This window comes from Prescottella equi, assembly GCF_002094305.1.
GTDB lineage: Bacteria > Actinomycetota > Actinomycetes > Mycobacteriales > Mycobacteriaceae > Prescottella > Prescottella equi.
This window is the reverse complement of record NZ_LWTX01000001.1, coordinates 681,822-704,257: the sequence shown is the minus strand read 5'-3', so window position 1 is coordinate 704,257 and position 22,436 is coordinate 681,822. Positions and strand designations below refer to the sequence as shown.

At 69.0% G+C, this 22,436-nt stretch carries 19 protein-coding genes; 8 read left to right on the top strand and 11 right to left on the bottom strand.

Annotation, left to right across the window (positions count from 1 at the left end):
* Positions 1-50: 50 nt before the first annotated feature.
* From A6I89_RS03405 to A6I89_RS03395, 3 genes are read right to left on the bottom strand one after another with little or no spacing between them, the layout of a single operon-like run.
* Positions 51-1,499, bottom strand: a complete 1,449-nt coding sequence (locus A6I89_RS03405; RefSeq protein ID WP_022596736.1) for a vWA domain-containing protein — start codon at positions 1,497-1,499, stop codon at positions 51-53.
* Between the two features lie 13 nt (positions 1,500-1,512).
* Entirely contained in the window at positions 1,513-2,394 is an 882-nt protein-coding gene (locus tag A6I89_RS03400) for an AAA family ATPase (protein WP_022596738.1), read from the bottom strand.
* 19 nt (positions 2,395-2,413) lie between these two features.
* Positions 2,414-3,697 carry a glutamate-5-semialdehyde dehydrogenase gene (locus tag A6I89_RS03395; protein WP_005512276.1) on the bottom strand — a complete coding sequence of 428 codons (1,284 nt, stop codon included), beginning with the start codon at positions 3,695-3,697 and terminating at the stop codon, positions 2,414-2,416.
* A gap of 44 nt (positions 3,698-3,741) precedes the next feature.
* Between A6I89_RS03395 and A6I89_RS03390 the strand changes: the two genes are divergently transcribed.
* The 7 genes from A6I89_RS03390 to A6I89_RS03360 all read left to right on the top strand — a co-directional run bounded on the left by A6I89_RS03390 (position 3,742) and on the right by A6I89_RS03360 (position 11,126).
* Entirely contained in the window at positions 3,742-5,154 is a 1,413-nt protein-coding gene (locus tag A6I89_RS03390; protein ID WP_013416494.1) for an amino acid permease, read from the top strand.
* Between the two features lie 39 nt (positions 5,155-5,193).
* Positions 5,194-6,066, top strand: coding sequence for a ribokinase (locus tag A6I89_RS03385; protein WP_022596740.1), 873 nt, complete (start codon positions 5,194-5,196; stop codon positions 6,064-6,066).
* 49 nt (positions 6,067-6,115) lie between these two features.
* On the top strand, positions 6,116-6,571 hold the full coding sequence (locus A6I89_RS03380; protein ID WP_022596742.1) for an acetyltransferase: 456 nt from the start codon (positions 6,116-6,118) through the stop codon (positions 6,569-6,571).
* 52 nt (positions 6,572-6,623) lie between these two features.
* Positions 6,624-8,732, top strand: a complete 2,109-nt coding sequence (locus A6I89_RS03375) for a RecQ family ATP-dependent DNA helicase (RefSeq protein WP_022596744.1) — start codon at positions 6,624-6,626, stop codon at positions 8,730-8,732.
* A 132-nt stretch (positions 8,733-8,864) separates the two neighbouring features.
* Positions 8,865-9,392: a diaminobutyrate acetyltransferase gene (gene ectA, locus A6I89_RS03370; RefSeq protein ID WP_037084058.1), complete on the top strand. Its 528-nt coding sequence runs from the start codon at positions 8,865-8,867 to the stop codon at positions 9,390-9,392.
* 13 nt (positions 9,393-9,405) lie between these two features.
* The gene (ectB, locus tag A6I89_RS03365) at positions 9,406-10,665 is read left to right on the top strand and encodes a diaminobutyrate--2-oxoglutarate transaminase (protein ID WP_005512268.1); all 1,260 of its coding nucleotides are present in this window, start codon (positions 9,406-9,408) and stop codon (positions 10,663-10,665) included.
* Positions 10,666-10,709: 44 nt separating this feature from the next.
* Positions 10,710-11,126 carry an ectoine synthase gene (locus tag A6I89_RS03360; protein ID WP_005512267.1) on the top strand — a complete coding sequence of 139 codons (417 nt, stop codon included), beginning with the start codon at positions 10,710-10,712 and terminating at the stop codon, positions 11,124-11,126.
* A 70-nt stretch (positions 11,127-11,196) separates the two neighbouring features.
* On the opposite strand, the gene A6I89_RS03355 is transcribed toward A6I89_RS03360, so the two are convergent.
* Positions 11,197-13,104, bottom strand: a complete 1,908-nt coding sequence (locus tag A6I89_RS03355) for a YhgE/Pip domain-containing protein (RefSeq protein ID WP_022596748.1) — start codon at positions 13,102-13,104, stop codon at positions 11,197-11,199.
* A 140-nt stretch (positions 13,105-13,244) separates the two neighbouring features.
* Positions 13,245-13,718, bottom strand: a complete 474-nt coding sequence (locus A6I89_RS03350; RefSeq protein WP_022596750.1) for a VOC family protein — start codon at positions 13,716-13,718, stop codon at positions 13,245-13,247.
* 80 nt (positions 13,719-13,798) lie between these two features.
* On the opposite strand from A6I89_RS03350, the gene A6I89_RS03345 reads away from it, so the two are divergent.
* Positions 13,799-14,605 (top strand): NAD-dependent protein deacetylase, encoded by an 807-nt coding sequence (locus A6I89_RS03345; RefSeq protein WP_044991264.1) that lies wholly within the window; start codon positions 13,799-13,801, stop codon positions 14,603-14,605.
* An 8-nt stretch (positions 14,606-14,613) separates the two neighbouring features.
* Here the strand turns inward: A6I89_RS03345 and proB are convergent, their stop codons facing one another.
* From proB to ndk, 6 genes are all read right to left on the bottom strand, one after another.
* Positions 14,614-15,714 (bottom strand): glutamate 5-kinase, encoded by a 1,101-nt coding sequence (gene proB / locus A6I89_RS03340; RefSeq protein ID WP_005512262.1) that lies wholly within the window; start codon positions 15,712-15,714, stop codon positions 14,614-14,616.
* Positions 15,711-17,171, bottom strand: a complete 1,461-nt coding sequence (obgE, locus tag A6I89_RS03335) for a GTPase ObgE (RefSeq protein WP_005512261.1) — start codon at positions 17,169-17,171, stop codon at positions 15,711-15,713. Before obgE ends, proB begins: the two co-directional genes overlap by 4 nt.
* Positions 17,172-17,363: 192 nt before the next feature.
* Entirely contained in the window at positions 17,364-17,627 is a 264-nt protein-coding gene (gene rpmA / locus A6I89_RS03330; RefSeq protein WP_013416501.1) for a 50S ribosomal protein L27, read from the bottom strand.
* A gap of 51 nt (positions 17,628-17,678) precedes the next feature.
* Positions 17,679-17,990 carry a 50S ribosomal protein L21 gene (gene rplU, locus A6I89_RS03325; RefSeq protein ID WP_005512259.1) on the bottom strand — a complete coding sequence of 104 codons (312 nt, stop codon included), beginning with the start codon at positions 17,988-17,990 and terminating at the stop codon, positions 17,679-17,681.
* Positions 17,991-18,252: 262 nt separating this feature from the next.
* Entirely contained in the window at positions 18,253-21,546 is a 3,294-nt protein-coding gene (locus tag A6I89_RS03320; RefSeq protein ID WP_022596755.1) for a translation initiation factor IF-2 N-terminal domain-containing protein, read from the bottom strand.
* A 456-nt stretch (positions 21,547-22,002) separates the two neighbouring features.
* Positions 22,003-22,422 (bottom strand): nucleoside-diphosphate kinase, encoded by a 420-nt coding sequence (gene ndk, locus A6I89_RS03315; protein ID WP_005512256.1) that lies wholly within the window; start codon positions 22,420-22,422, stop codon positions 22,003-22,005.
* Positions 22,423-22,436: the final 14 nt, after the last annotated feature.

Here is a 22,436-nt window from a genome sequence, read left to right as displayed (position 1 = left end):
GTCGGCTGCTGCACGAGGATCCAGCTTACGGGCTGCCGCGGCGCACCCGGTTACACAGGCAGCAAACCGGCGACCACCGCCGCCAATTGCTGCGCGGAGCGGCACTCGTGCATGTCGATCACCTCGTTGTAGACGAGCACCGCGGAATCGCCGGTCCCCCACTGACCGCGCGGTTCCGGGTTGAGCCAGTGCGCGTGCTTCGCGACGGACACCAGAGCCTCGAGGGCCGGCAGGCCGGGATCGCGATAGTTGTTGCGGGCGTCACCGAGGACGAGCAGAGAACTCCGTCCGGTGAGGGTGTGCGCGTATCGCTCCGCGAACACCCCGAGCGAGTGCCCGTAGTCGGAGTGCCCGTCGTAGGTGATCAGTTCGGCCTCGCGGATCATCCGCGACATCGACACCCCGAGATCGGCCCCGGTGTCGAAGAACCGGGTCACCTCGTCCGTGGTGTCGATGAAGGCGAACACCCGCACCCGCGAGAACTGCTCCCGCAGGGCGTGCACCAACAACAGTGTGAAGTGTGAGAAGCCGGCCACCGACCCCGAGACGTCGCACAGCAGCACCAGTTCGGGGCGGGCCGGGCGGGGCTTGCGCTGCACCAGATCGATCGGCACCCCGCCGGTCGACATGGACTTGCGTAGCGTGCGCCGCAGGTCGATCGCGCCCGAGCGGGCCCGGCTGCGTCGTACCGCCAAGCGGCTCGCCAACAACCGGGCCAGCGGGGTGACGCTGCGCCGCAGGGCCACCAGTTCGGAGTCGGATGCCCGCAGGAAGTCGACCTCCTCGGCAAGCTTGGGCACCCCGTAGTTCGCCACCCGCTCCTTGCCGATCTGCTCCGCCGACCGGCGCCGGGTCTCGGACTCCACCATCTTCCGGAAGTCCATGATCCGCTGGACCGCGGCGCGCTTGGCGACCTCGGACGCGTAGTCGCCGCCCGACTTCCCTTCCTGCGGCTGGTTGCCCAGCAGGCCCGACAGGATCTTGTCGAGGAGCGTGTCCGGCGCGACGTTCCGCAGCGCCTGGTACGCCGAGAACGACGGGCCGTTCGTCGACTCGTACCTGCCGATGTCCTCGACCATCTGCGCGACGAGCGCCTCGAGCTGTTCGAGCGCCTCCGGGGAATCGTCCGAGAGGAGTTCGGCGAGCAGTTCCTGCAGCGCGTCGAAGTCGATCTCGCCGTCCGGGGTCCGGGGAATGCTCGGGGCTTCGTCCGCACCCTGACCCCGCAGGCCCACGCCGGCCGGGAACCACAAGTCGAACAGCGCGTCGAACGTGGCCCGATGGGTAGGGCGGCGCAGCAGCGAACACGCGAGTCCCTCGCGCAGCGCCTCCCGATCCAGCAGATCCAGGACGGACATCACCCGGCCGGCGTCGACCGTCTCGGACGGCCCGACCGAGATGCCGCGCCGGCGCAGCGCCTCGACGAAGTCGACGAGATGACCGGGGATTCCGTGCGGCGCGGGCGGGCCGCCACGACGGTTCGCGGGCGAGGTGACCATCGGTCGGGTCCTCTCAGTTGAGGCGCAGTTCGGCGGCCGCGCGCTGCTGATCCGCGCGGTGCTTGAGCACCACACCCATCGTGGCGCGGACCGCGTCGTCGTCGAGGGTGTCGAGTCCGAGCGCGAGCAGCGTCCGACCCCAGTCGATGGTCTCGGAGACCGACGGCACCTTCTTGAGCTGCATGCCGCGCAGCACGTTGACCGTGCGGACCAGCTGCTCCGCGACGGCCTCGGGCAGTTCGGGCACCCGGCTCGCCAGGATCCGTCGCTCGAGGTCGGCGTCGGGGAAGTCCAGGTGCAGGAACAGGCAGCGCCGCTTGAGCGCCTCGGACAACTCCCGCGTCGCGTTCGAGGTGAGTACCGCGAAAGGCTTTCGGGTGGCGGTGATGGTGCCGAGTTCGGGGATCGTGACGGCGAAGTCGCTGAGCACCTCGAGCAGCAGGCCCTCGATCTCGACGTCGGCCTTGTCCACCTCGTCGATCAACAGCACCGTCGGGTCCTCACGGCGGATCGCGGTCAGCAACGGCCGCGACAGGAGGAACTCCTCCGAGAACACGTCCTGCTTGGTCGCGTCCCAGCTGTGATCGCTGCCGGCTTGAATGCGCAGGATCTGCTTCGCGTGGTTCCACTCGTAGAGCGCGCGGGACTCGTCGACACCCTCGTAACACTGCAGCCGCACCAACTCGCCCGCCGACGTCTGCGCGACGGCCCGCGCCAGCTCGGTCTTACCGACCCCGGCCGGGCCCTCGATGAGCAACGGCTTGCCCAACCGGTCGGCGAGGAACACCGCGGTCGCGGTCGCCTTGTCGGCGAGGTAACCGGTCTCGGCGAGCCGTTCGACGACGTCGTCGACACTCGCGAACAGCGGCGGTGCGGTCGGCAGGGCGCGGTCCACACTCGCTCCTTTCGGGCCGTCAGGCCGGTCGGGTATGACCGTCTCCCCAGACAGTCCACTTGGTCGAGGTGAGCTCGCCCAGACCCATCGGGCCGCGGGCGTGCAGCTTCTGCGTGGAGATCCCGATCTCCGCACCGAACCCGAACTGCTCACCGTCGGTGAAGGCAGTCGAGGCGTTGACCATAACCGCGGCGGCGTCGACACGCGTGGTGAACTCGCGCGCAGCGGACAGATCGGACGTCACGATGGCCTCGGTGTGGCCGGTGCCGTAGTGGTCGATGTGCGCGACGGCCTCGTCGAGACCGTCGACGACCTTGAGGGCGATGTCGAGGGTGAGGTACTCCTCGGACCAGTCGTCCTCGGTGGCGGGGACGAGACCGGGCAGGTCGCCGTGCACGGTGACGCTGTGCTGCTGCAGCGCCTGCAACAGCTTGGGCACCGCGGTCTCGGCGATCGCGGCGTCGATCAGCAGCGTCTCGGCGGTGTTGCACACGCTGGGCCGGCGGGTCTTGGCGTTGAGGACGATCTTCTCGGCCATCTCGAGATCCGCGGCGGCGTGCACGTAGACGTGGCAGTTGCCGACCCCGGTCTCGATGGTCGGCACCGTGGCGTCACGGACGACCGCGTTGATCAGGCCGGCGCCGCCGCGCGGGATGACGACGTCGACCAGACCACGGGCCTGGATGAGGTGCGTGACACTGGAGCGGTCGGCGCTGGGCAGCAGCTGGACGGCGTCCGCGGGCAATCCCTGCTCGGTGAGCGACTCGCGCAGCACCTGCACCAGCGCGGCGTTGGACTTCGCTGCCGACGACGACCCGCGCAGCAGTGCCGCGTTGCCGGACTTGAGCGCCAGCCCGAACGCGTCGACCGTTACGTTGGGGCGGGCCTCGTACACCATGCCCACCACGCCGAGCGGAACGCGCACCTGTCGGATCTCGAGGCCGTTCGGGAGCGTCGAACCGCGGACGATCTCGCCGACCGGGTCGGCCAGGCCGGCCACCTGACGCAGACCCGACGCGATGCCTTCGACACGCGCGGCCGTCAGACGGAGTCGGTCGAGGAGAGAGTCCTCGGTGCCGGCCGCGCGGGCGGTCTCGATGTCCTCGGCGTTCGCGGCGAGCACGGCGTCGGTCGCGGCGACGACCGCGTCCGCCGCCGCCTGCAGGGCGGCGTCCTTCTGCGCGGTGGTGAGCAGCGCCAGCGCGCGAGACGCGACACGCGCGCGCCGGGCCGCGTCGTGGACCTCCTGGCGGGTGTCCCCGGAGTCGGTGGCGGCCGGTGAAGTGTGCGTCGCGGCAGTCATCTCTACAGATTAGCGAGCGCCGCGGGCGCATAATCGTTCTGCCCATGCGCCGACTGCATAAGGAAAAGTCAGTGTCACAACACGAGACGATCCACCAAGCACCGTCAGAGGGATACAGTCGCGGACTCAACGCCCGCACCGTGCAGATGATCGCGCTCGGCGGCGCGATCGGGACGGGCCTGTTCTACGGCGCCGGCGGCGCGATCGAGGAGGCCGGGCCGTCGCTCATCCTCGCGTATCTCGCGGCCGGCCTGGCGATCTTCGTCATCATGCGGGCGCTCGGCGAACTGCTGACGTACCGGCCGATCTCCGGCAGCTTCGCCGAGTACGCCGAGGAGTTCCTGGGGCGGTTCTTCGGGTTCGCCACCGGGTGGGCGTACTGGGCGGTGTGGGCGGCCACGTGCATGGCCGAGATCACGGTCGCCGGCAAGTACGTCGAGTACTGGTGGCCGAGTGTCCCGACGTGGCTGACCGCGCTCGTGGTCCTGCTCGTGCTGTTCAGCGCCAACCTCATCTCGGTGAAACTCTTCGGCGAGGCCGAGTTCTGGTTCTCGGCCATCAAGATCACCGCCATTCTGGGGATGATCCTCATCGGGATCGGCGTCCTCACTCTCGGATTCGGTCACGCCACCAATCCGACGGTGACGAACCTGTGGGCGGACGGTGGCGTCTTCCCCAACGGGTTCGGCAGTGCGCTGATGAGCCTGCAGGTGGTCATGTTCGCGTACGTCGGCGTCGAACTCGTCGGCGTCACGGCCGGCGAGGCCAAGGATCCCAAGCAGACCCTGCGCAAGGCGATCAACACGCTGCCGTTCCGCATCGGCCTGTTCTACGTCGGCTCGCTGATCGTCATCCTCTCGGTCGCGAGCTGGCAGGACTTCCACGCCGGTAAGAGTCCGTTCGTCGAGGTGCTCGAACAGATCGGCATCCCCGCCGCCGCCGGCATCATGAATTTCGTCCTGCTCACCGCGGCGCTGTCGTCGTGCAACTCCGGCATCTACTCCACCGGCCGGATGCTGCGCAGCCTGTCGCTGCGCCGTGAGGCACCCGAGGTGCTGGGCAGGTTGAGCAGTCGGCACGTGCCGTACGCGGGTATCACCATGTCGGCCGGAGCGATGATCATCGGCGTCGTCGTCAACATCCTGTCCCCGGACCGCGCGTTCGTCTACATCACCTCGGTGTCGACGATCGGGATCATCTTCGTGTGGGGTGTGATCCTCGCGTGTCATCTGCGCTACCGCCGCTTCGTCAATCGCGGCGCGCTACCGGCGTCGGACTACCGGCTGCCCGGCGCGCCGTACACCAACTGGATCGCGCTGACCTTCCTGGCATTCGTCGTAGTACTGCTGTTCTTCACCGATGCGGGCCGGATCGCCCTCGCGGTCGGCGCGGTGTTCGGCGTGCTCGTCGGCGCGGGCTACTTCACCCTGCTCGGACGCGCCTCGTCGCGGTACTGACCCGGCCGGTCCCCCGCGCGGGGCGACTAGCCTCGGCACATGGAGCAGAACACCGTGGTCGTCGTCGGCAGCATCAACATAGACCTGGTGGCGCGGGCTGCGCGGATGCCCGCCCCGGGCGAGACGGTCCTCGGCACCTCGTTCGCGACGACACCGGGCGGCAAGGGATCCAACCAGGCGATCGCCGCGGCGAAGGCCGGAGCGGACGTCGCCTTCGTGGGCGCGGTGGGCGACGACACGTTCGCGCTCGAACTGCGCCAGACACTCGTGGACGCGGAAGTGGACGCCGAACGGCTGCGGGAGGTGCCCGGCCCCAGCGGCGTCGCCGCGATCACTGTCGACAGCTCCGGCCAGAACTCGATCATCGTGGTGCCCGGCGCCAACTCCCGGGTCGTGGACCTCACACACGACGAGCTGGCGGCAATCGCCGACGCCGACGTCCTGCTGTGCCAGTTGGAGATCCCTCTCGACACCGTGACCGCGGCCGCCCGGCACGCCGCCGCACACGGGACCGTCGTGATCCTCAATCCCTCTCCGGCGCAGCCACTGCCCGACGGCCTAGTAGATGCGGTGGACGTCCTCGTCGTGAACGAAACCGAGGAGCGACAACTCGGCGAGAACGCCCTCACCCGGGTGCAGCACGTGGTCACGACTCTCGGCGCCGACGGCGCGCGCTACCGCGGACCCGGCGGCGAGCAACTCCGGGTCGCCGCCCCCTCGGTCGACGCCGTCGACACCACCGGCGCGGGTGACGCGTTCGCGGGAGCGCTGGCATCGGCGTGGAGCCGCGGCCCGCTCGCGGCGCTGACGTTCGCCTGTGCGGCGGGCGCGCTCACCGCGACCCGTCCCGGCGCCAGTGCGGCGTCGCCGACGCGCGCCGAGATCGAGGAAATCTCGGCCGCGGACGCTTGACGTGGAAATCGGGTTGGCACCCGCGGTCGGGGCCCGTACGGTTCACCGGGTGATCTCTGCCGATCCGGTCCTGCGGCCGTGCACGAGTCCGACGGAGTGGCCGGCCCTGGTCCGCGTCTGGCGGAGCGCGGTCGAGGCAACCCACGATTTCCTCACCCCCGAGGACGTCGCGTTCTTCGAGTCCCGGATGACCAGTGACTACCTCCCGGCGGTCGAAGTCACAGTGGCAGACGTCGACGGGGTGCCTGCGGGTTTCTCCGGACTCGCCGGCAACTCCCTCGAGATGCTCTTCGTCGACGACGCGCATCGCGGACGCGGAATCGGCTCCGCGCTGCTCGACCGCGCGCTCGCGGATCATCCGGACCTGGTACTGGACGTCAACGAACAGAATCCTCAGGCCGTCGGGTTCTACGAACGCCACGGCTTCGTCACGCTCGGCCGCTCGGAGACCGACGCCGACGGTCGCCCGTTCCCGATCCTGCACATGGCGCGTTCCACCTACTGACCCGAGCCACCGTGACACCGGACCTGTCGGCGTCCTCGGGCACGATGGACGCATGACGACCGCGACCAGCACCGAGTCCGCCGCCGATCTCCGCGACGAGGCCGAACGGTTGCTCCGGGAGCTCGCCGGCCCGGACGCCCGGCTCCGAGAGGACCAGTGGACGGCGATCGAAGCCCTGGTGGTCGGCCGACGGCGCGCGCTCGTGGTGCAGCGCACCGGCTGGGGCAAGTCGGCGGTCTACTTCATCGCCGCGAAGCTGCTGCGGGCACACGGGCACGGCCCGACCGTCATCGTCTCCCCGCTGCTGGCCCTGATGCGCAACCAGGTCGCCTCTGCCGAACGGGCCGGTGTGCGGGCGGCGACGATCAACTCGGGCAACGTCACCGAGTGGGACGAGATCCACGAACGGGTGGCCGCCCGCGAACTCGATGTACTGCTGGTCAGCCCCGAGAGACTCAACAACCCCGACTTCCGCGACCAGGTGCTGCCGTCCCTCGCCGCGGATGCCGGCCTCGTCGTGGTCGACGAGGCCCATTGTGTCTCGGACTGGGGCCACGACTTCCGGCCGGACTACCGCCGCATCCGGACCCTGGTCGAGGAACTCGGCGAGGGCATCCCGGTCCTGGCCACGACGGCCACCGCGAACGACCGCGTTGTCACCGACGTCGCCGCGCAACTCGGAGTGGGCGGCGCCGAGACGCTGGTGCTGCGGGGCACCCTCGAACGCGACTCGCTGCGCATGTCGGTCGTCCGCATCCCGGAGGCCACCCAGCGTGCGGCGTGGCTGGCCGAGCACCTCGACGAGCTCCCCGGGTCCGGCATCATCTACACGCTCACCGTCTCCGCTGCCCGCGACCTGGCGAGTCTGCTGGCCGACCGCGGTCACCAGGTCGCCGCGTACACCGGGCAGACCGACGCCGCCGAGCGGGAGGTGCTCGAGAACGACCTGCTGAACAACCGGGTCAAGGCACTGGTCGCGACGTCGGCGTTGGGCATGGGATTCGACAAGCCCGATCTGGGGTTCGTCGTGCATCTCGGCGCCCCGTCGTCGCCCATCTCGTACTACCAGCAGGTGGGCCGAGCCGGGCGTTCCACCGACAGCGCCGAGGTGGTGCTGCTGCCCGGGCACGAGGACCAGCAGATCTGGAGCTACTTCGCATCGGTGTCGTTCCCGCGTGAGCACATCGTGCGCAAGGTCATCGACGTCCTCGACACCGATCGCCCACAGTCGACGATGGCCCTCGAGCCGCTCGTGGAACTGAACCGGACGCGACTCGACCTCGTTCTCAAGGTGCTCGACGTCGACGGAGCGGTACGCCGCGTCCGCGGCGGCTGGGTGGCCACCGGGCAGCCCTGGACGTACGACGCCGGACGCTACGGACGACTGGACGCCGCCCGGCAGGCCGAGCAGCAAGCGATGCTCGAGTACGAGCGCACCGACGAGTGCCGCATGACGTTCCTGCGCCGACAGCTCGACGATCCGGGACTGGCCGCGGCCGGTGACTGCGGCCGTTGCGACAACTGTGCCGGTCCGAAGTACAGCCCCGACGTGAGCGACACCACGCTCGCCGACACCCGGCAGCGTCTGCAGCGCCCCGGCATCGACCTCGCGCCGCGCAAGCAGTGGCCCACCGGGATGGCCAAGCTCGGAATCAACCTGTCCGGCAAGATCTCCGACGGCCCGGAGCCGGGCCGCGTACTCGGCCGACTGTCCGACCTGGGATGGGGTCAGCGCCTGCGAGGCCTGCTGGACGGCCCGGACGGGTCGGTACCGGACGCGATCGTCGACGCCTGCATCAAGGTCCTCGCGGCCTGGGACTGGGCCGAACGTCCGGGCGCGGTGATGGGTCTGGAATCGTCGACGCATCCGATCCTGGTGCGGTCGCTCACCACGCGACTGGCCGAGGTGGGCAGACTCGAGGATCTGGGTGTGCTGCACGTGCGGCCCGAGCTTGCGCCGGTCTCGGCGGCCAATTCGGCGTACCGTGTCGCGGGACTCGACGGACGGTGGGAGGCCCCGGACCTGTCCGGTGTCGCCCGCCCGGTGCTGCTCCTCGACACCGTCACCGACACGGGTTGGACGCTGACGATGGCGGCCCGCACGCTGCGTCGGGCAGGTGCCCCCGCCGTCCTTCCTTTCGCGCTCGCGACCCCCAAGTGATACCGTCTGTGATCAGGGTCACATACACCTTCTCACCTGCACGGCTGTAGGGCCTTCTCTGTCCGATTTCGCTGGTTCCGTGAAATCGAGGCGTCGGGTTGTTACGTTCGAACAACAAGGACGCCAACCACAATGACGCCAACACAGCTGAGAAATACCCCAACCACCGTGCCGGACGCGGTGGAGTTTCGTAAGCCCCAGATCTCAGACGGAGTCCGGCTCTGGGAGATCGCCAAGGATTCACAGGTGCTCGACCTCAATTCGAGTTACTCGTACCTGTTGTGGTGCAGAGATTTTCAGGACACCTCGATCGTCGCGACCGCCGACGACAGGGTCGTAGGATTCGTTACCGGCTATGTGCGCCCCGAGGTGCCGGCCACACTATTCGTCTGGCAGGTCGCCGTGGACGAGGATCAGCGGGGCCGCGGACTGGCCGGACGCATGCTATCCCACCTGCTCGACCATGTTGCGTTGCAGGGTGTCTGGAAGCTCGAGACCACCATCAGCCCGGACAATGCCGCATCGATTGCGCTGTTCACGTCCGTCGCCCATCGGCGCGGATGTGAGATCACCAAGAGTGAACTGTTCTCCCCCAACGATTTTCCCGACGGGCACGAGGCCGAGGATCTTTTCACGATCTCGCCGCGGAATGCCTCCTGAGGAAGGAGCACCCATGACCACAGTCGAGACCAGCATCTTCGAATCGCTCGAATCCGAGGTGCGGAGCTACAGCCGTAACTGGCCCTCCGTGTTCGAATCCGCGTCCGGTGCGTGGATCCGCGACGAGGGCGGGCGCGAGTACCTGGACTTCTTCGCGGGCGCCGGCGCACTCAACTACGGACACAACAACCCTGTGATGAAGCAGGCGCTCATCGACTACATCGCGAGCGACGGCATCACGCACGGCCTGGACATGTCCACCGTCGCCAAACGGGAGTTCCTGAAGAGCTTCCAGCGCAACATCCTCGAGCCCCGCGGGCTCGACTACAAGGTCCAGTTCCCCGGACCGACCGGCACCAACTCCGTCGAGGCCGCACTGAAACTCGCCCGCAAGGCCACCGGCCGTGAGTCGATCATCAACTTCACCAACGCTTTCCACGGTATGACGCTGGGCGCACTGTCGGTGACCGGCAACTCGATGAAGCGTGCGGGTGCCGGTGTTCCGTTGGTGCACGCCACCCCCATGCCGTTCGACAACTACTTCGGCGGAGTCACCGAAGACTTCCAGTGGTTCGAACGCGTGCTCGACGACTCGGGCAGCGGGCTCAACCGTCCCGCCGCGGTGATCGTCGAGACCGTCCAGGGTGAGGGCGGCGTCAACGTCGCACGGCCCGAATGGCTGCGGGCCCTCGCCGACCTGTGCCAGCGGCGCGACATCCTGCTCATCGTGGACGACGTCCAGATGGGCTGCGGCCGAACCGGTCCGTTCTTCTCGTTCGAGGTCGCCGGGATCACCCCGGACATCGTGACCCTGTCGAAGTCGATCGGCGGCTACGGCCTGCCTATGGCGCTCACGCTCTTCAAGCCCGAGCTCGACCTCTGGGCACCGGGCGAGCACAACGGCACATTCCGCGGCAACAACCCGGCTTTCGTGACGGCCACCGCGGCCCTCGATCACTACTGGGCCGACGACGCGCTGCAGAAGTCCACGCTCGCGAAGGGTGAGCGGATCAGCCAGATCTTCTCGAACCTGGCCCAGACTTTCGACGGCGTCAGCACCCGCGGCCGCGGCATGGTCCAGGGTCTGGTGTTCGCCGATCCCGGTATGGCCGTCAAGGTGTGCGGAATCGCATTCGACGAGGGGCTGCTCGCCGAGACCTCGGGACCGTCCGACGAGGTGGTCAAGCTGCTGCCGCCGCTGACCATCACCGAGGCCGAACTCGACCACGGACTGAGCATCCTGGCCGAGGCCACCGCCAAGGTCTTCGCCTGACACCCCCCGGGCCAACCGGAAACGTAGCGACGAGAGGAGCTTTCATGATCGTTCGCACCACCGACGAGATCACCGACACCGACCGCGACATCACCAGCGAGGACGGAAACTGGCGCAGCAAACGCATCGTGCTCGCCGGCGACGGCGTCGGATTCTCGTTCCACGAGACCACCATTCGCGCGGGATCGGTCAACGAGTTCCACTACGCCAACCACATCGAGGCGGTGTGGTTGATCGAGGGCGACGGCATCCTCACCGACCTCGACAGCGGCGAGGTGTACCAGCTCCGGCCCGGAACGATGTACCTGTTGAACGGGCACGAGCGACACCGGGTGGAACCTGTCACCACGATGCGCATGTTGTGCGTGTTCAATCCTCCGGTCACCGGACGCGAGGTACACGACGAGAACGGTGTCTACCCGCTCGTCACCCTCGACGAGGACGAGCGCGCAGCCTCGTAGATCTCCACAACGGTCAGGGCCCGGTCGAACTACTCGACCGGGCCCTGAACGTTGCTGCGGATCGTGCTGATCAGCCGACGCGCTCCATCACGACGGTGGGGTCGTCCATCGGGGGAACGTCGTCCCCGACCGGTTCCTGGCGACGTCGCCACCAGATGGTGAACGCCACGGCGACGAGGACCAGCGCGACGAGGCCTGCGACCGCCGTCCAGAACCGCGGCCCGTAGTAGCCGACGAGGACCATCCGCATGGCGTTGCGCGCCCACGTCAGCGGCATCAGTGCGTGCAACCACTGCAGCGGGGCGGGCATCTGCTCGATCGGGTAGACGGCGCCGAAAGCGAAGATCTGGATCATCAACGCCCCCAACGCCACAAAGGTGCCGTTCACCGCACCGAAGACCACCGTGAAGAGCCGTCCCAGCGCCACCGCCGCCGCACCCACGAGGATCATGACAGCGGCGAGGGCCAGAACGCTCGGCGGATCCGCGTCGGCGACGACGAGCGAGACCACCGTCGCCACGAGCGCCGCGACGAGCGTGACGAGCGCCGGCACCCGGTAGCGACGCAGCCCCTCCCGGATCACGTTCTCGTGCACGCGCTGCGGGCTTCCCCGACGCGGACGGACGACGAACCAGATCAAGATGCCGACGAGGAACAACAGCACCGACATCACAGCCGGCACCGCACCGGGCCCGAATCCGGCGGCCGGGTAGGCGTACTTCTCCTCGACGGCGACGGGCGCGGACAGGAGCCCTGCCGTGGTGGCCCGCTCTTCGTCGGTGAACTGGGGAACCTGCGCGGCGCCGTCGGTCAACCCGGTCGCGAGTTCGTTGCTTCCGCTGTCGAGCTGACCCATGCCGGTCGACAGCTGCCCCAGTCCGTCCCGCAGCTGGATTCCGCCGGTGTTCAGCTGCCCCAGTCCCGCCGACAATTCGTTCGCGCCGGTGCTCAGCTGGTTCGCTCCCGACGACAGTTCGCCGAGCCCGGTGTTCAGCTCCCCGGCACCCGCAGCCGCCGACATCAGGCCGCCGCGGTAGTCCGCCGACGGATCGGTGAGCTGACGTGCCAGCTCCCGTGCGCCGTCCCGCAGCTCGACGAGCTGGGACTGGATCTCGCCCTGTTCACCGAGGATGCTGAGCAGCGGTCCGGTGACCGTGTCGACGAGGTCGCTGATCTGTTTCGCGCCGGCCCCCAGCTCGTCCGTGCCGCCCACCAGTTGGTTCAGTCCGGTGCTCAGCTGACCCGAGCCCGCCGCAGCCTGGCCGGCGCCCGCCGCGAGTTCCCCGGCACCAGCCGCGAGTTCCTTTCCACCCTGGTTCGCCTCACCGAGTCCCGTCGACAGCTCCTTGCTGCCGGCGTAGAGCTCGTTGGTGCCGGCGAGCGCGTCCTTCGTTCCGGCCGACAGCTGCTGCGCGCCGGCCGCCGCCTCGCCGAAGCCCTTGCCGAGGTCACCGAGCCCGATGAGGACCTGATCGACGGACTGCTCACCGATCGACTCCGAGACGGCCGAGCGCACCTGCGCGACGACGCTCTCCCCGACCGGTGTGGCGACGAGACTGTTGTAGTCGTTGTAGACGACATCGAGCTGGGCCTTGCGGCCGCTGCCACTCGCGGCGCTGGCGACGTCGGCGCTGAACGTCTCCGGGATCAGGACCGAGAAGTAGTAGGTGCCGTCGTCGACACCGTCCTGGGCCTGTTGCGCCGAGACGACCTTCCAGTCGACGTCGCCGCTGTCGACCAGACCGGCGACGACGTCGTCGCCCGCGACGATCCGGGTGCCGTCGACCTCGGCGCCCGCGTCTGCGTTGACGATCGCGACGGGCAGACGGCTCACGGTGTCGCCCGGATTCCACAGCGCCCACATGTAGAAGCCGGCGATCGCGAGCGGCGCGATGACGACCAACGCGAGAACTGTGCGGACGACGTGAGCCCGGCGCGTGGACGCGCCGGACTCACCGGACGGGGATGTGGACACCATGAAGAGCTCTCTCGTTGCGCGGACCGAGTGCGGCCGGCGCCCGAACGGCGCCGACGTGGACATATGTCCAATTCGGTCACGATAGAGAGTGAAACGGCTCGCGGTGGCGTTTCCCGCGAAATCGCGGCGTGGTTGCGTCGTCAGGACACCGGATCGGGAAAGAACAGCTCGCGTGCCCGCCGCGCCACCTCGGCGGGCGGGACGTCCTCGATGCGGGTGCAGACGGCCCAGCGGTGCCCGAACGGGTCGAGGAACACACCGTGCCGGTCGCCGGAGAACGCGTCGGCCACGGGCGTGACGAGGGTGGCGCCGGCCCGCACCGCGGAGTCGACGAACGCGTCGGTGTCCTCGACGTACACCACCAGCGAGGAGTGCACCCAGCCCTGTTCTGGCGCCTTCAGTCCGAAGTCGGGCATCTCCTGTGACAGCTGGAGCATCGAGTCGCCGATCCGGATCTCGGCGTGCATCACGGTGCCGTCCGGGGCATCCATCCGGTCGACGATCACCGCGCCGAGTCCTCGGACGTAGAAGTCCAGCGCGGCGTGGCCGTCCGGTACCGCCAGGTACGGCGTGAGGGTTCGGTATCCGTCGGGAATCGGGTTCACTGTGGTCATGGCGACCAGTGTCCGACGCCGGACGCCGCGGCCGATTGAACGGATCGGACACGCCTACCCTGGATCGGGTGATCGACCGAATGCTCGAACTGCTCCACGGCCGCCGCGTGTGCGTGCTCACCGGGGCAGGTATCTCCACCGACTCCGGTATCCCCGACTATCGCGGGCCCGATTCGCCGCCACGGAACCCCATGACCTATCAGCAGTTCGTGGGCGATCCCTCGTTCCGCCGGCACTACTGGGCGCGCAACCACCTCGGTTGGCGCTTCATGGACGCCGCCCGCCCCAACACCGGGCATCGCGCCGTCGCCGCACTCGAACGGGCAGGCGTGGTGCACGGCGTCATCACTCAGAACGTCGATCTGCTGCACACCAAGGCCGGTACCCGGCAGGTGATCGACCTGCACGGCAGCTACGCACAGGTGCGGTGCCTGGACTGCGGCGCGCAGACGTCCCGGATGACGCTCGCCGGCCGCCTCGATGCCGCCAACCCCGGCTTCGCGGAGACCGTTGCCGCCGCCACGGGTGTCGAGATCGCACCCGACGCGGACGCCGTGATCGAAACCACCGACCACTTCCGGATGGTCGACTGCGAGCAGTGCGGCGGCATGCTCAAGCCCGACATCGTCTACTTCGGCGAGAGCGTGCCGAAACCGCGCGTGACCGCGGCTTTCGAGATGGTTGCCGGCGCCGACGCCCTGCTGGTCGCGGGATCGTCGCTGACCGTGATGTCGGGTCTGCGCTTCGTCCGCCGCGCCGCCCGGGACGGCCTGCCCATCGTCATCGTCAATCGCGGCGCCACGCGGGGCGACGAGTTCGCCACCCTCAAGATCGAGGACGGCTGCTCGGACGTGCTCGAGTCGCTCGTGTCCGCGCTGCCCGGCTGAACGGACGGCTACAGAGCCACCAGGTCGTCGGCGTGCACGACGGGACGATGCATGTCGGCGGGAAGGTCCGTGGTCGAGTGGCCCAGCATGTCCTCGATCTCCGTCGAGTCGTACGCCACCACGCCGCGCGCGACGGGACGGTCGTCGGGTCCGACGATGGACACCACGTCGCCGCCGTAGAACCGGCCGCCGACGGCGGTGATCCCTGCCGGCAGCAGCGAACGCCGACGCTCGACGACCGCCCGTACGGCGCCCGCGTCGAGGTGCAGCGCGCCCTGCGTGTCCGCAGCGTGCCTGACCCAGAACTTGCGGGCCGACATCCGGTGCGGCCGGGCCGCGAACACGGTGCCGACGTCGGCGGTGGTCAGTGCCGTCGCGGCGTCCGATGCCGCGGTCAACAGCACCGGCACACCCGAGTCGGCCGCCAGCCGGGCCGCCGACAGCTTTGACGCCATCCCGCCCGTACCCAATGCTCCGCCTGACCCGGCGACCACACCGTCGAGGTCCTCGGGGCTGTTGACCTCCGGAATCAGTGTGGCTCCGCCTTTTCGGGGGTCGCCGTCGTAGAGGCCGTCGACGTCCGAGAGCAACACCAGGGCGTCCGCCCCGACCAGGTGCGCGACGAGTGCCGCGAGCCGATCGTTGTCGCCGAACCGCAGTTCCGTCGTCGCGACCGTGTCGTTCTCGTTGACGATCGCGACCGCGTGCAGGGCCCGCAGTCGGTCGAGGGTGCGCTGCGCGTTGCGGTGCTGGGTACGGCGGGCGATGTCGTCGGCAGTGAGCAACACCTGTCCGACAGTGCGCCCGTATCGTGCGAACGACGTGCCCCACGCATGCGCCAAGGCCAGCTGACCGACGCTGGCGGCCGCCTGTTTCGTCGCGAGATCCCTTGGGCGGTGCGTCAATCCGAGCGGAGCCAGGCCCGCTCCCACAGCGCCCGACGACACCACGACGACGTCCGACCCGGCCCGCATCCGCGCCTCCAGCGCGTCCGCGAGCAGGTTCAGCCGTCCGACGTCGAGTCCGCCGATCAGGCTCGTGAGTGCCGAGGATCCGATCTTGACGACGATGCTGCGCGCGGACGCGATGGCCGCTCTGGTCTCGCTCACCGGTTCTCGGGATCCTCGCTCTCGAGTCCCCGGCGGACCCGGCGGGCGTGCTTGCGCTCGGCAGCACCGATGCGCTCGTCCTGGTCGAGACGCGCGTCGGTGCCGCGTCCGGTACGGACGATGTCGACACCGGCCGCGGTCTGCGGCTCCCACTCGAATCCGACGTCACCGATGGTGACGAACGCGCCCGGTTCGGCGCCGTGCTTGACCAACGCGTCCTCGACGCCGAGACGGGCAAGACGGTCCGCGAGGTAGCCGACGGCCTCGTCGTTGTCGAACGCCGTCTGGCGCACCCAGCGCTCGGGCTGAGTGCCCCGCACGATGAATCCACCCGGTGTGTCCGGATCGGCGATGACGTCGAAGCCGGTCTCCTTGGCCGCGATCGGTCGGATCACCTGACGCTTCGGCTCCGCCGGCGGATGCGCCTCGCGGTACTCGGCCACCATCTTGGCGAGCGCAAAGGTCAAGGGCCGCAGACCCTCCCGGCTGACGGCCGAGATCGTGAACACCGGCCAACCGCGCGCCTCGAAGTCCGGCGTCACCATCTCGGCGAGCTCGGCCGCCTCGGGAACGTCGGCCTTGTTGAGGATCACGATGCGCGGACGGTCGGCGAGATCGCCCAGTCCGGCATCGCCCTTGAGCGCGGGCTGGTACGCCGCCAGCTCCGTCTCGAGGGCGTCGACGTCGGAGATCGGGTCGCGTCCGGGCTCGAGCGTCGCACAGTCGACGACGTGCGCGAGCACCGCGCAGCGCTCCAGGTGGCGCAGGAAGTCCAGACCCAGACCGCGTCCCTCACTGGCGCCGGGGATCAGGCCCGGGACGTCGGCGACGGTGAACGTCGTGTCGCCACTCGACACCACACCCAGGTTGGGCTGCAGAGTCGTGAAGGGGTAGTCACCGATCTTCGGCTTCGCGGCCGACAGCACCGACACGAGCGACGACTTGCCGGCGGACGGGAATCCGACGAGGCCGACGTCGGCGACCGACTTGAGTTCGAGGATCAGGTCGCCCGACTCGCCGTCCTCGCCGAGCAGCGCGAAACCGGGAGCCTTGCGCGCCTTGGACGCCAACGACGCGTTGCCGAGACCACCGCGACCACCGCGCGCCGCGACGAAACGGGTACCGATACCGACCAGGTCGGCGAGGACCTCGCCGTCCTTGTCGACCACGACGGTGCCGTCCGGCACCTTGAGGATCAGGTCCGAGCCGTTGGCGCCTTCACGGTTGCCACCCATGCCCTGGGTGCCGTTGGTCGCCTTGGCGCGCGGATGGAAGTGGAAGTCGAGGAGGGTGTGGACGTTGCGGTCCACCTCGAGCACGACATCTCCGCCGCGACCACCGTTGCCACCGTCGGGGCCGCCGAGCGGCTTGAACTTCTCGCGGTGGACGGAGGCGCAACCATTGCCGCCTTTTCCGGCGCTGACGTGCAGCACCACGCGGTCAATGAATCGGGACATGACTGCCGGATCCTTCCTCAGTCAATTCTTCGGGCGGAGAGTGCGGCGCGCCGAGCGCACCGTTCTGGAAACAACAATAGGGGCGGGCAGGGTTGTGAGACCCTGGCCCGCCCCTATTGGGAGATCGGATGTGATGTCGGACTCGTCAGTGCATCGACACGACCGCAGTCCGGATCACAGTTGGCAGCAGGCTCAGGCCTCTGCCGCGACCGGAACGATGTTCACGGTCTTGCGCCCACGCTTGGTGCCGAACTCGACGGCGCCCGCAGCGAGAGCGAACAGGGTGTCGTCACCGCCACGGCCGACGTTCACGCCGGGGTGGAAGTGGGTGCCGCGCTGACGCACGAGGATCTCGCCGGCGCTGACGGACTGGCCGCCGAAGCGCTTCACGCCGAGTCGCTGTGCGTTTGAATCGCGACCGTTACGGGAGCTGGATGCACCCTTCTTATGTGCCATGTCGAATCCCTCCCAGGAATCGGTGAAAGCTGAATCGGTGAAAAGGTCGAGCTACTTGATGCCGGTGACCTTGAGGACCGTCAGCTTCTGACGGTGACCCTGGCGCTTGTGGTAGCCGGTCTTGTTCTTGAACTTGTGGATCCGGATCTTCGGGCCCTTGGTGTGCTCGACGACCTCACCGGTCACGGAGATCTTCGCCAGCTTGTCGGCGTCGGTGGTCAGCTCGGACCCATCGACCACGAGGACCGGGGCAAGCGAGACAGCGGTGCCGGGCTCACCCTCGATCTTCTCGACCTTGACGAGGTCACCAACAGCGACCTTGTACTGCTTTCCGCCGGTCTTGACGATCGCGTACGTTGCCATCGGACGGCTACCCCTTGCTACTTCGAACGTGCTCGCGCCGCTGCCGTGAGGCTTTCGTTGCTGCGCGACTGGTCTGGTGTGGCAGCTACCCCTTGCGCGCCCGTGGTAGGCCCGAAGCGGGCGCAGCAGAGCGGTATCGCCGGGTAGCGACCGGTCAAGATTACGGGACAGTGGCCGTCAGGGTCAAACTGACGCAACACCGTTCCCGCTGTGGTGCTTCACCGCCCGAAGTCGACGGAGCGGTGAAGCACCACGGGACGAATCAGGCGTCGGCGTCCACCGGAGGACCGGCGGGACGTGCGGCGGCACGGCGACGACGCGGCTTGCGTGGAGCGACTGCAGGCTCGGCGGGAGCCTCGCCGTCGGGCGACGACGTGCCCTCCGCTGCCTCGGGCGCCGGCTCGGATGCCGCCGGGGCTTCGGCCGTCGGAGCGGGCTCCGTGGCGGACATCACGAACACCGTCCCCGACTCGGGGCTGTCCGCCGCCGGTGCGGCCGCCGCGCGGGAGACCCGTCGGCTCCGTCGACGGCGCGGCGCCGCCTCCGGTTCGGGTGCGGACTCGGACGTCGGTTCCGCCGTCGCCTGCGGCTCGGATGTTGCCTCCGGCTCCGTCCGCGGCATCTCGACCGTGTCCGGCTGCGCGACGTCGGCCGGCGAGGTCTGCGTGGCGTCCTCGGACGGCGGCGCTGCTTCCTCGGCCGCCGGCGCTGTTTCCTCGGCCGCCGGCCCGTCGGACGGATCGTGGTCGGGGTGGTGCGACGCCATCGCGAGCGCGACCGGGTGGGCGCGCTTGACGGTCGCGTCGGCGGCCGCCTCCTCGGCGGACGGGTGCGCGTGCTGACCGTTGGACTCCGGTTCGGGCGTCGGTGCCGGCGTCGCCGCCGCCGCGCGATCGCGGCCACGCTTCTTGCGGCCCCCACCGCCCGACTCCTTGCCCTGACCCTGGCCGCGGCCACCGTCGTCGGACGACTTCGTCTCCACCGGCTCGGTGTGGACGATGATGCCGCGCCCGTGGCAGTGCTCGCACGTGGTCGAGAACGCCTCGACCAGCCCGGTGCCGAGCTTCTTGCGCGTGACCTGGACCAGGCCCAGCGACGTCACCTCGGACACCTGGTGGCGGGTGCGGTCCCGGCCCAGCGACTCGGTGAGTCGGCGCAGCACCAGATCGCGGTTCGACTCGAGCACCATGTCGATGAAGTCGATGACGATCATGCCGCCGATGTCGCGCAGGCGCATCTGCCGCACGATCTCCTCGGCAGCCTCGAGGTTGTTCCGCGTGACGGTCTCCTCGAGGTTGCCGCCGGCACCGGTGAACTTGCCGGTGTTGACGTCGACCACGGTCATCGCCTCGGTGCGGTCGATCACCAGCGTGCCACCGGAAGGCAGCCAGACTTTCCGATCGAGTGCCTTCGCGAGCTGCTCGTCGATGCGGTGGGTCTCGAAGACGTCCGGGGTGCCCGGCGCGGGATCGTGCCGCTCGACGCGCGGCAGCAGGTCCGGCGCCACCGTCTTGATGTAGGTCTCGACGGTGTTCCAGGCCTTCTCGCCCTCGATCACGAGCTTCGAGAAGTCCTCGTTGAACAGGTCACGCACAACCTTGACGAGGAGGTCGGGCTCCTCGTACAGCGCCTGCGGCGAACCGGACTTGCCGTCCTTCGCCTTCGCGGCCTGCTCCTCGATCGTCGCCCACTGCGTCTGCAGACGGGTGACGTCGCGGGACAGTTCCTCCTCGCTGACGCCCTCGGACGCCGTCCGGATGATCACACCGGCGTCGGCCGGCACGATCTCGCGGAGAATCTCCTTGAGACGCTTGCGCTCGGTGTCGGGCAGCTTTCGGCTGATGCCGGTGGACGTTCCGCCGGGCACGTACACGAGGAACCGTCCGGCCAGGCTGATCTGCGTGGTCAGGCGGGCGCCCTTGTGCCCCACCGGGTCCTTGCTGACCTGCACCAGCACCTGATCGCCGGGCTTGAGCGCCTGCTCGATCTTGCGCTCGCGCCCACCGAGACCGGCGGCCTCCCAGTTGACCTCGCCCGCGTACAGGACGCCGTTGCGTCCGCGGCCGATGTCGATGAAGGCGGCCTCCATGCTGGGCAGCACGTTCTGGACGCGACCCAGGTAGACGTTTCCGACCATCGACGTGGAGGACGACCCCGTGACGAAGTGCTCCACGAGCACGCCGTCCTCGAGGACCGCGACCTGCGTCGACGCTGCCGGGTTGGCACCACCGACCTTCTCGCGGACGACCATGACCCGGTCGACCGCCTCGCGGCGGGCCAGGAACTCCGACTCGCTCAGGATCGGCGGGCGACGACGTCCGGCGTCCCGCCCGTCGCGGCGCCGCTGACGCTTCGCCTCGAGTCGGGTGGATCCGCTGATCCCCTGCACCTCGTCCTTGGTCCGCGGCTTGTTCCGCGGCTCACGCTCGTGCACGACGGTGTTCGGCGGATCGTCCTCGGAGGCGACCTCACCGTCGGCACCGCCGCGACGGCGACGACGACGGCGCCGACGACGGCTCGAGCCGTCACCCTCGTCGTCGGACTCCGACGCCTCGCCCTCGGATGCCTCGGCACTCTCGGTACCGGCCTCGGCTGCCGTGTCGTCGGCGTTCTTGCCGGTCGATTCGGCGGCTTCCGAGGCGGTCTCCTCGGTCTTGTCGGTGTCCTCGGTCTCGCCCTCGGCGTGCTGCTCGCCGCGCCCACGGCCGCGGCCACGACGGCCCCGGCGACGGCGACGCTGCTGATCGCCGCTCTCGGTATCGGTCGACTCCCCGGCGTCGGACGAGGCGGACGACTCCGACGACTCGGAGGAGTCTGCGGTGGCCTCGGTGTCGGTCGCCTCGGCCGAAGCCTTGTCGGCGGCCAGCCCCGCGGCGGACGCCACCTTCTCCGGCTCCTCGGTCACCTCGGGGGCTGCCGCGGCCCGACGGCTGCGCCGACGACGCGGAGCAGGCTCCGCTGCCGCGGCGTCGGGCTGCAGGAACAACGGTGCCTGCACTACCGCCGGGGCGGCGGCCTCTTCCTTCTCGGCGGCGGGCTCGGCGTCCGTGAAGAGCGTTTCGCCCACGCTGGAGGTCTCTGCCGACTCCTCCGCCGTCGTGGGCGACGGGGCGGACTCGGCCGGCTTCTCGGCGTTGGGGGCAGCCTTCTTGCGGGCCCGCTTACGGGGCGCCGGCTTCTCGGCCGGCGGGGTCTCCTCGGGGGCTACCTGCTCGGGGGCCACCTGCTCGGCGGCTTCTGGCTCGGCGGCTTCCGGCTCGGCGGCTTCTGGCTCGGTGGCGGCGACCGGTTCGGTCCCCTGCTCGGCCCCGGCAGCAGTCCCCGTCACCGTGGCGTGGATACGCTCCGCGATCTCACGGGTCAGACTCGACTGCGCGCTGCGCAGCTCGGTGCCGAGTGCGGCGGCCTCGGCGAGGACCTGCTTGCTCGTCACACCGAGAAGCTTGGCCAACGCGTGGGCGCGGATCTTCTCGGGCAGTGCCGGGGTGGCACCCGCTTGGACCGACGCTTCCACGATCGGTTCCTGCACGTTTTCGGGCGGCGCTTGATCGGCCACGTATTCTCCTCGAGCCCCCGGGCGCGTCCATCCGTCTGTCTGTCGAATGTGACGCGGCCGCGCGGGGGCGATGGTTGTGTACTCGTACCTCGGGCACGAGATTGTCTGGTCTCGCTCCACGTACTCCACAGTGTCCGTTATCACTGCAGAATCGCGCGGTGCCTGGCTGGATGGCGGCGATCCACGGCGCATGCGCCTGACCGTTCACGGCCCGAGCGCCTGCTCATCCAGCGTGCCTCACGTGACAGGGATTACCTGTACTGATGTGGCAGCGATGACGGGCTTCGTTCCGTGGGTGTCATCCGGCCGAATCCGCGTGGAACCAAATTGCGGTCCGGCCTCCCCCAGTATCCCACACGGCAGCGGTTTGTCCGCCCAGCGGCGCACCGATAGGTGCCGAAACGAAGGGACGCTCCGCGGGCACGAAGGCCCGGGAGCGTCCTGAGGTAGAGGGTGTCAGACCCGTGCGAGCTGCGGAAACCAGAGCGCGATCTCCCGCTCGGCGGATTCCACGGAGTCGGATCCGTGGACCAGATTCTGTCCGCCGTCCAGCGCGAGATCGGCACGAATGGTGCCGGGAACAGCCTTCTCGACGGGGTCGGTGCCGCCGGCGATCTGACGGAACGCCGCGATCGCCCGCGGACCTTCGAGAACCGCCGCCACGAGCGGACCCGAGGTGATGAACTCGAGCAGCCCCGGGTAGAAGGGCTTGCCCTCGTGCTCGGCGTAGTGCGTGGCGGCCACGTCGTTCGGCGCGGTCCGCATCTCCATCGCCGCAATGGTCAGGCCCTTGCGTTCGATGCGGGAGAGGATCTCGCCGACGTAGCCGCGGGCCACGCCGTCGGGCTTGATCAGTACCAGGGTGCGCTCAGTCACGGCGAACAGCCTAG

Excerpts from the sequence above, each read along its gene's own strand:
- A6I89_RS03405 (WP_022596736.1), bottom strand. The coding sequence starts at position 1,499 with ATGGTCACCTCGCCCGCGAACCGTCGTGGCGGCCCGCCCGCGCCGCAC.
- A6I89_RS03395 (WP_005512276.1), bottom strand. The coding sequence starts at position 3,697 with ATGACTGCCGCGACGCACACTTCACCGGCCGCCACCGACTCCGGGGAC.
- A6I89_RS03390 (WP_013416494.1), top strand. The coding sequence starts at position 3,742 with ATGCGCCGACTGCATAAGGAAAAGTCAGTGTCACAACACGAGACGATC.
- A6I89_RS03385 (WP_022596740.1), top strand. The coding sequence starts at position 5,194 with ATGGAGCAGAACACCGTGGTCGTCGTCGGCAGCATCAACATAGACCTG.
- A6I89_RS03375 (WP_022596744.1), top strand. The coding sequence starts at position 6,624 with ATGACGACCGCGACCAGCACCGAGTCCGCCGCCGATCTCCGCGACGAG.
- ectA (WP_037084058.1), top strand. The coding sequence starts at position 8,865 with ATGACGCCAACACAGCTGAGAAATACCCCAACCACCGTGCCGGACGCG.
- ectB (WP_005512268.1), top strand. The coding sequence starts at position 9,406 with ATGACCACAGTCGAGACCAGCATCTTCGAATCGCTCGAATCCGAGGTG.
- A6I89_RS03360 (WP_005512267.1), top strand. The coding sequence starts at position 10,710 with ATGATCGTTCGCACCACCGACGAGATCACCGACACCGACCGCGACATC.
- A6I89_RS03355 (WP_022596748.1), bottom strand. The coding sequence starts at position 13,104 with ATGGTGTCCACATCCCCGTCCGGTGAGTCCGGCGCGTCCACGCGCCGG.
- A6I89_RS03350 (WP_022596750.1), bottom strand. The coding sequence starts at position 13,718 with ATGACCACAGTGAACCCGATTCCCGACGGATACCGAACCCTCACGCCG.
- A6I89_RS03345 (WP_044991264.1), top strand. The coding sequence starts at position 13,799 with ATGCTCGAACTGCTCCACGGCCGCCGCGTGTGCGTGCTCACCGGGGCA.
- obgE (WP_005512261.1), bottom strand. The coding sequence starts at position 17,171 with ATGTCCCGATTCATTGACCGCGTGGTGCTGCACGTCAGCGCCGGAAAA.
- rpmA (WP_013416501.1), bottom strand. The coding sequence starts at position 17,627 with ATGGCACATAAGAAGGGTGCATCCAGCTCCCGTAACGGTCGCGATTCA.
- rplU (WP_005512259.1), bottom strand. The coding sequence starts at position 17,990 with ATGGCAACGTACGCGATCGTCAAGACCGGCGGAAAGCAGTACAAGGTC.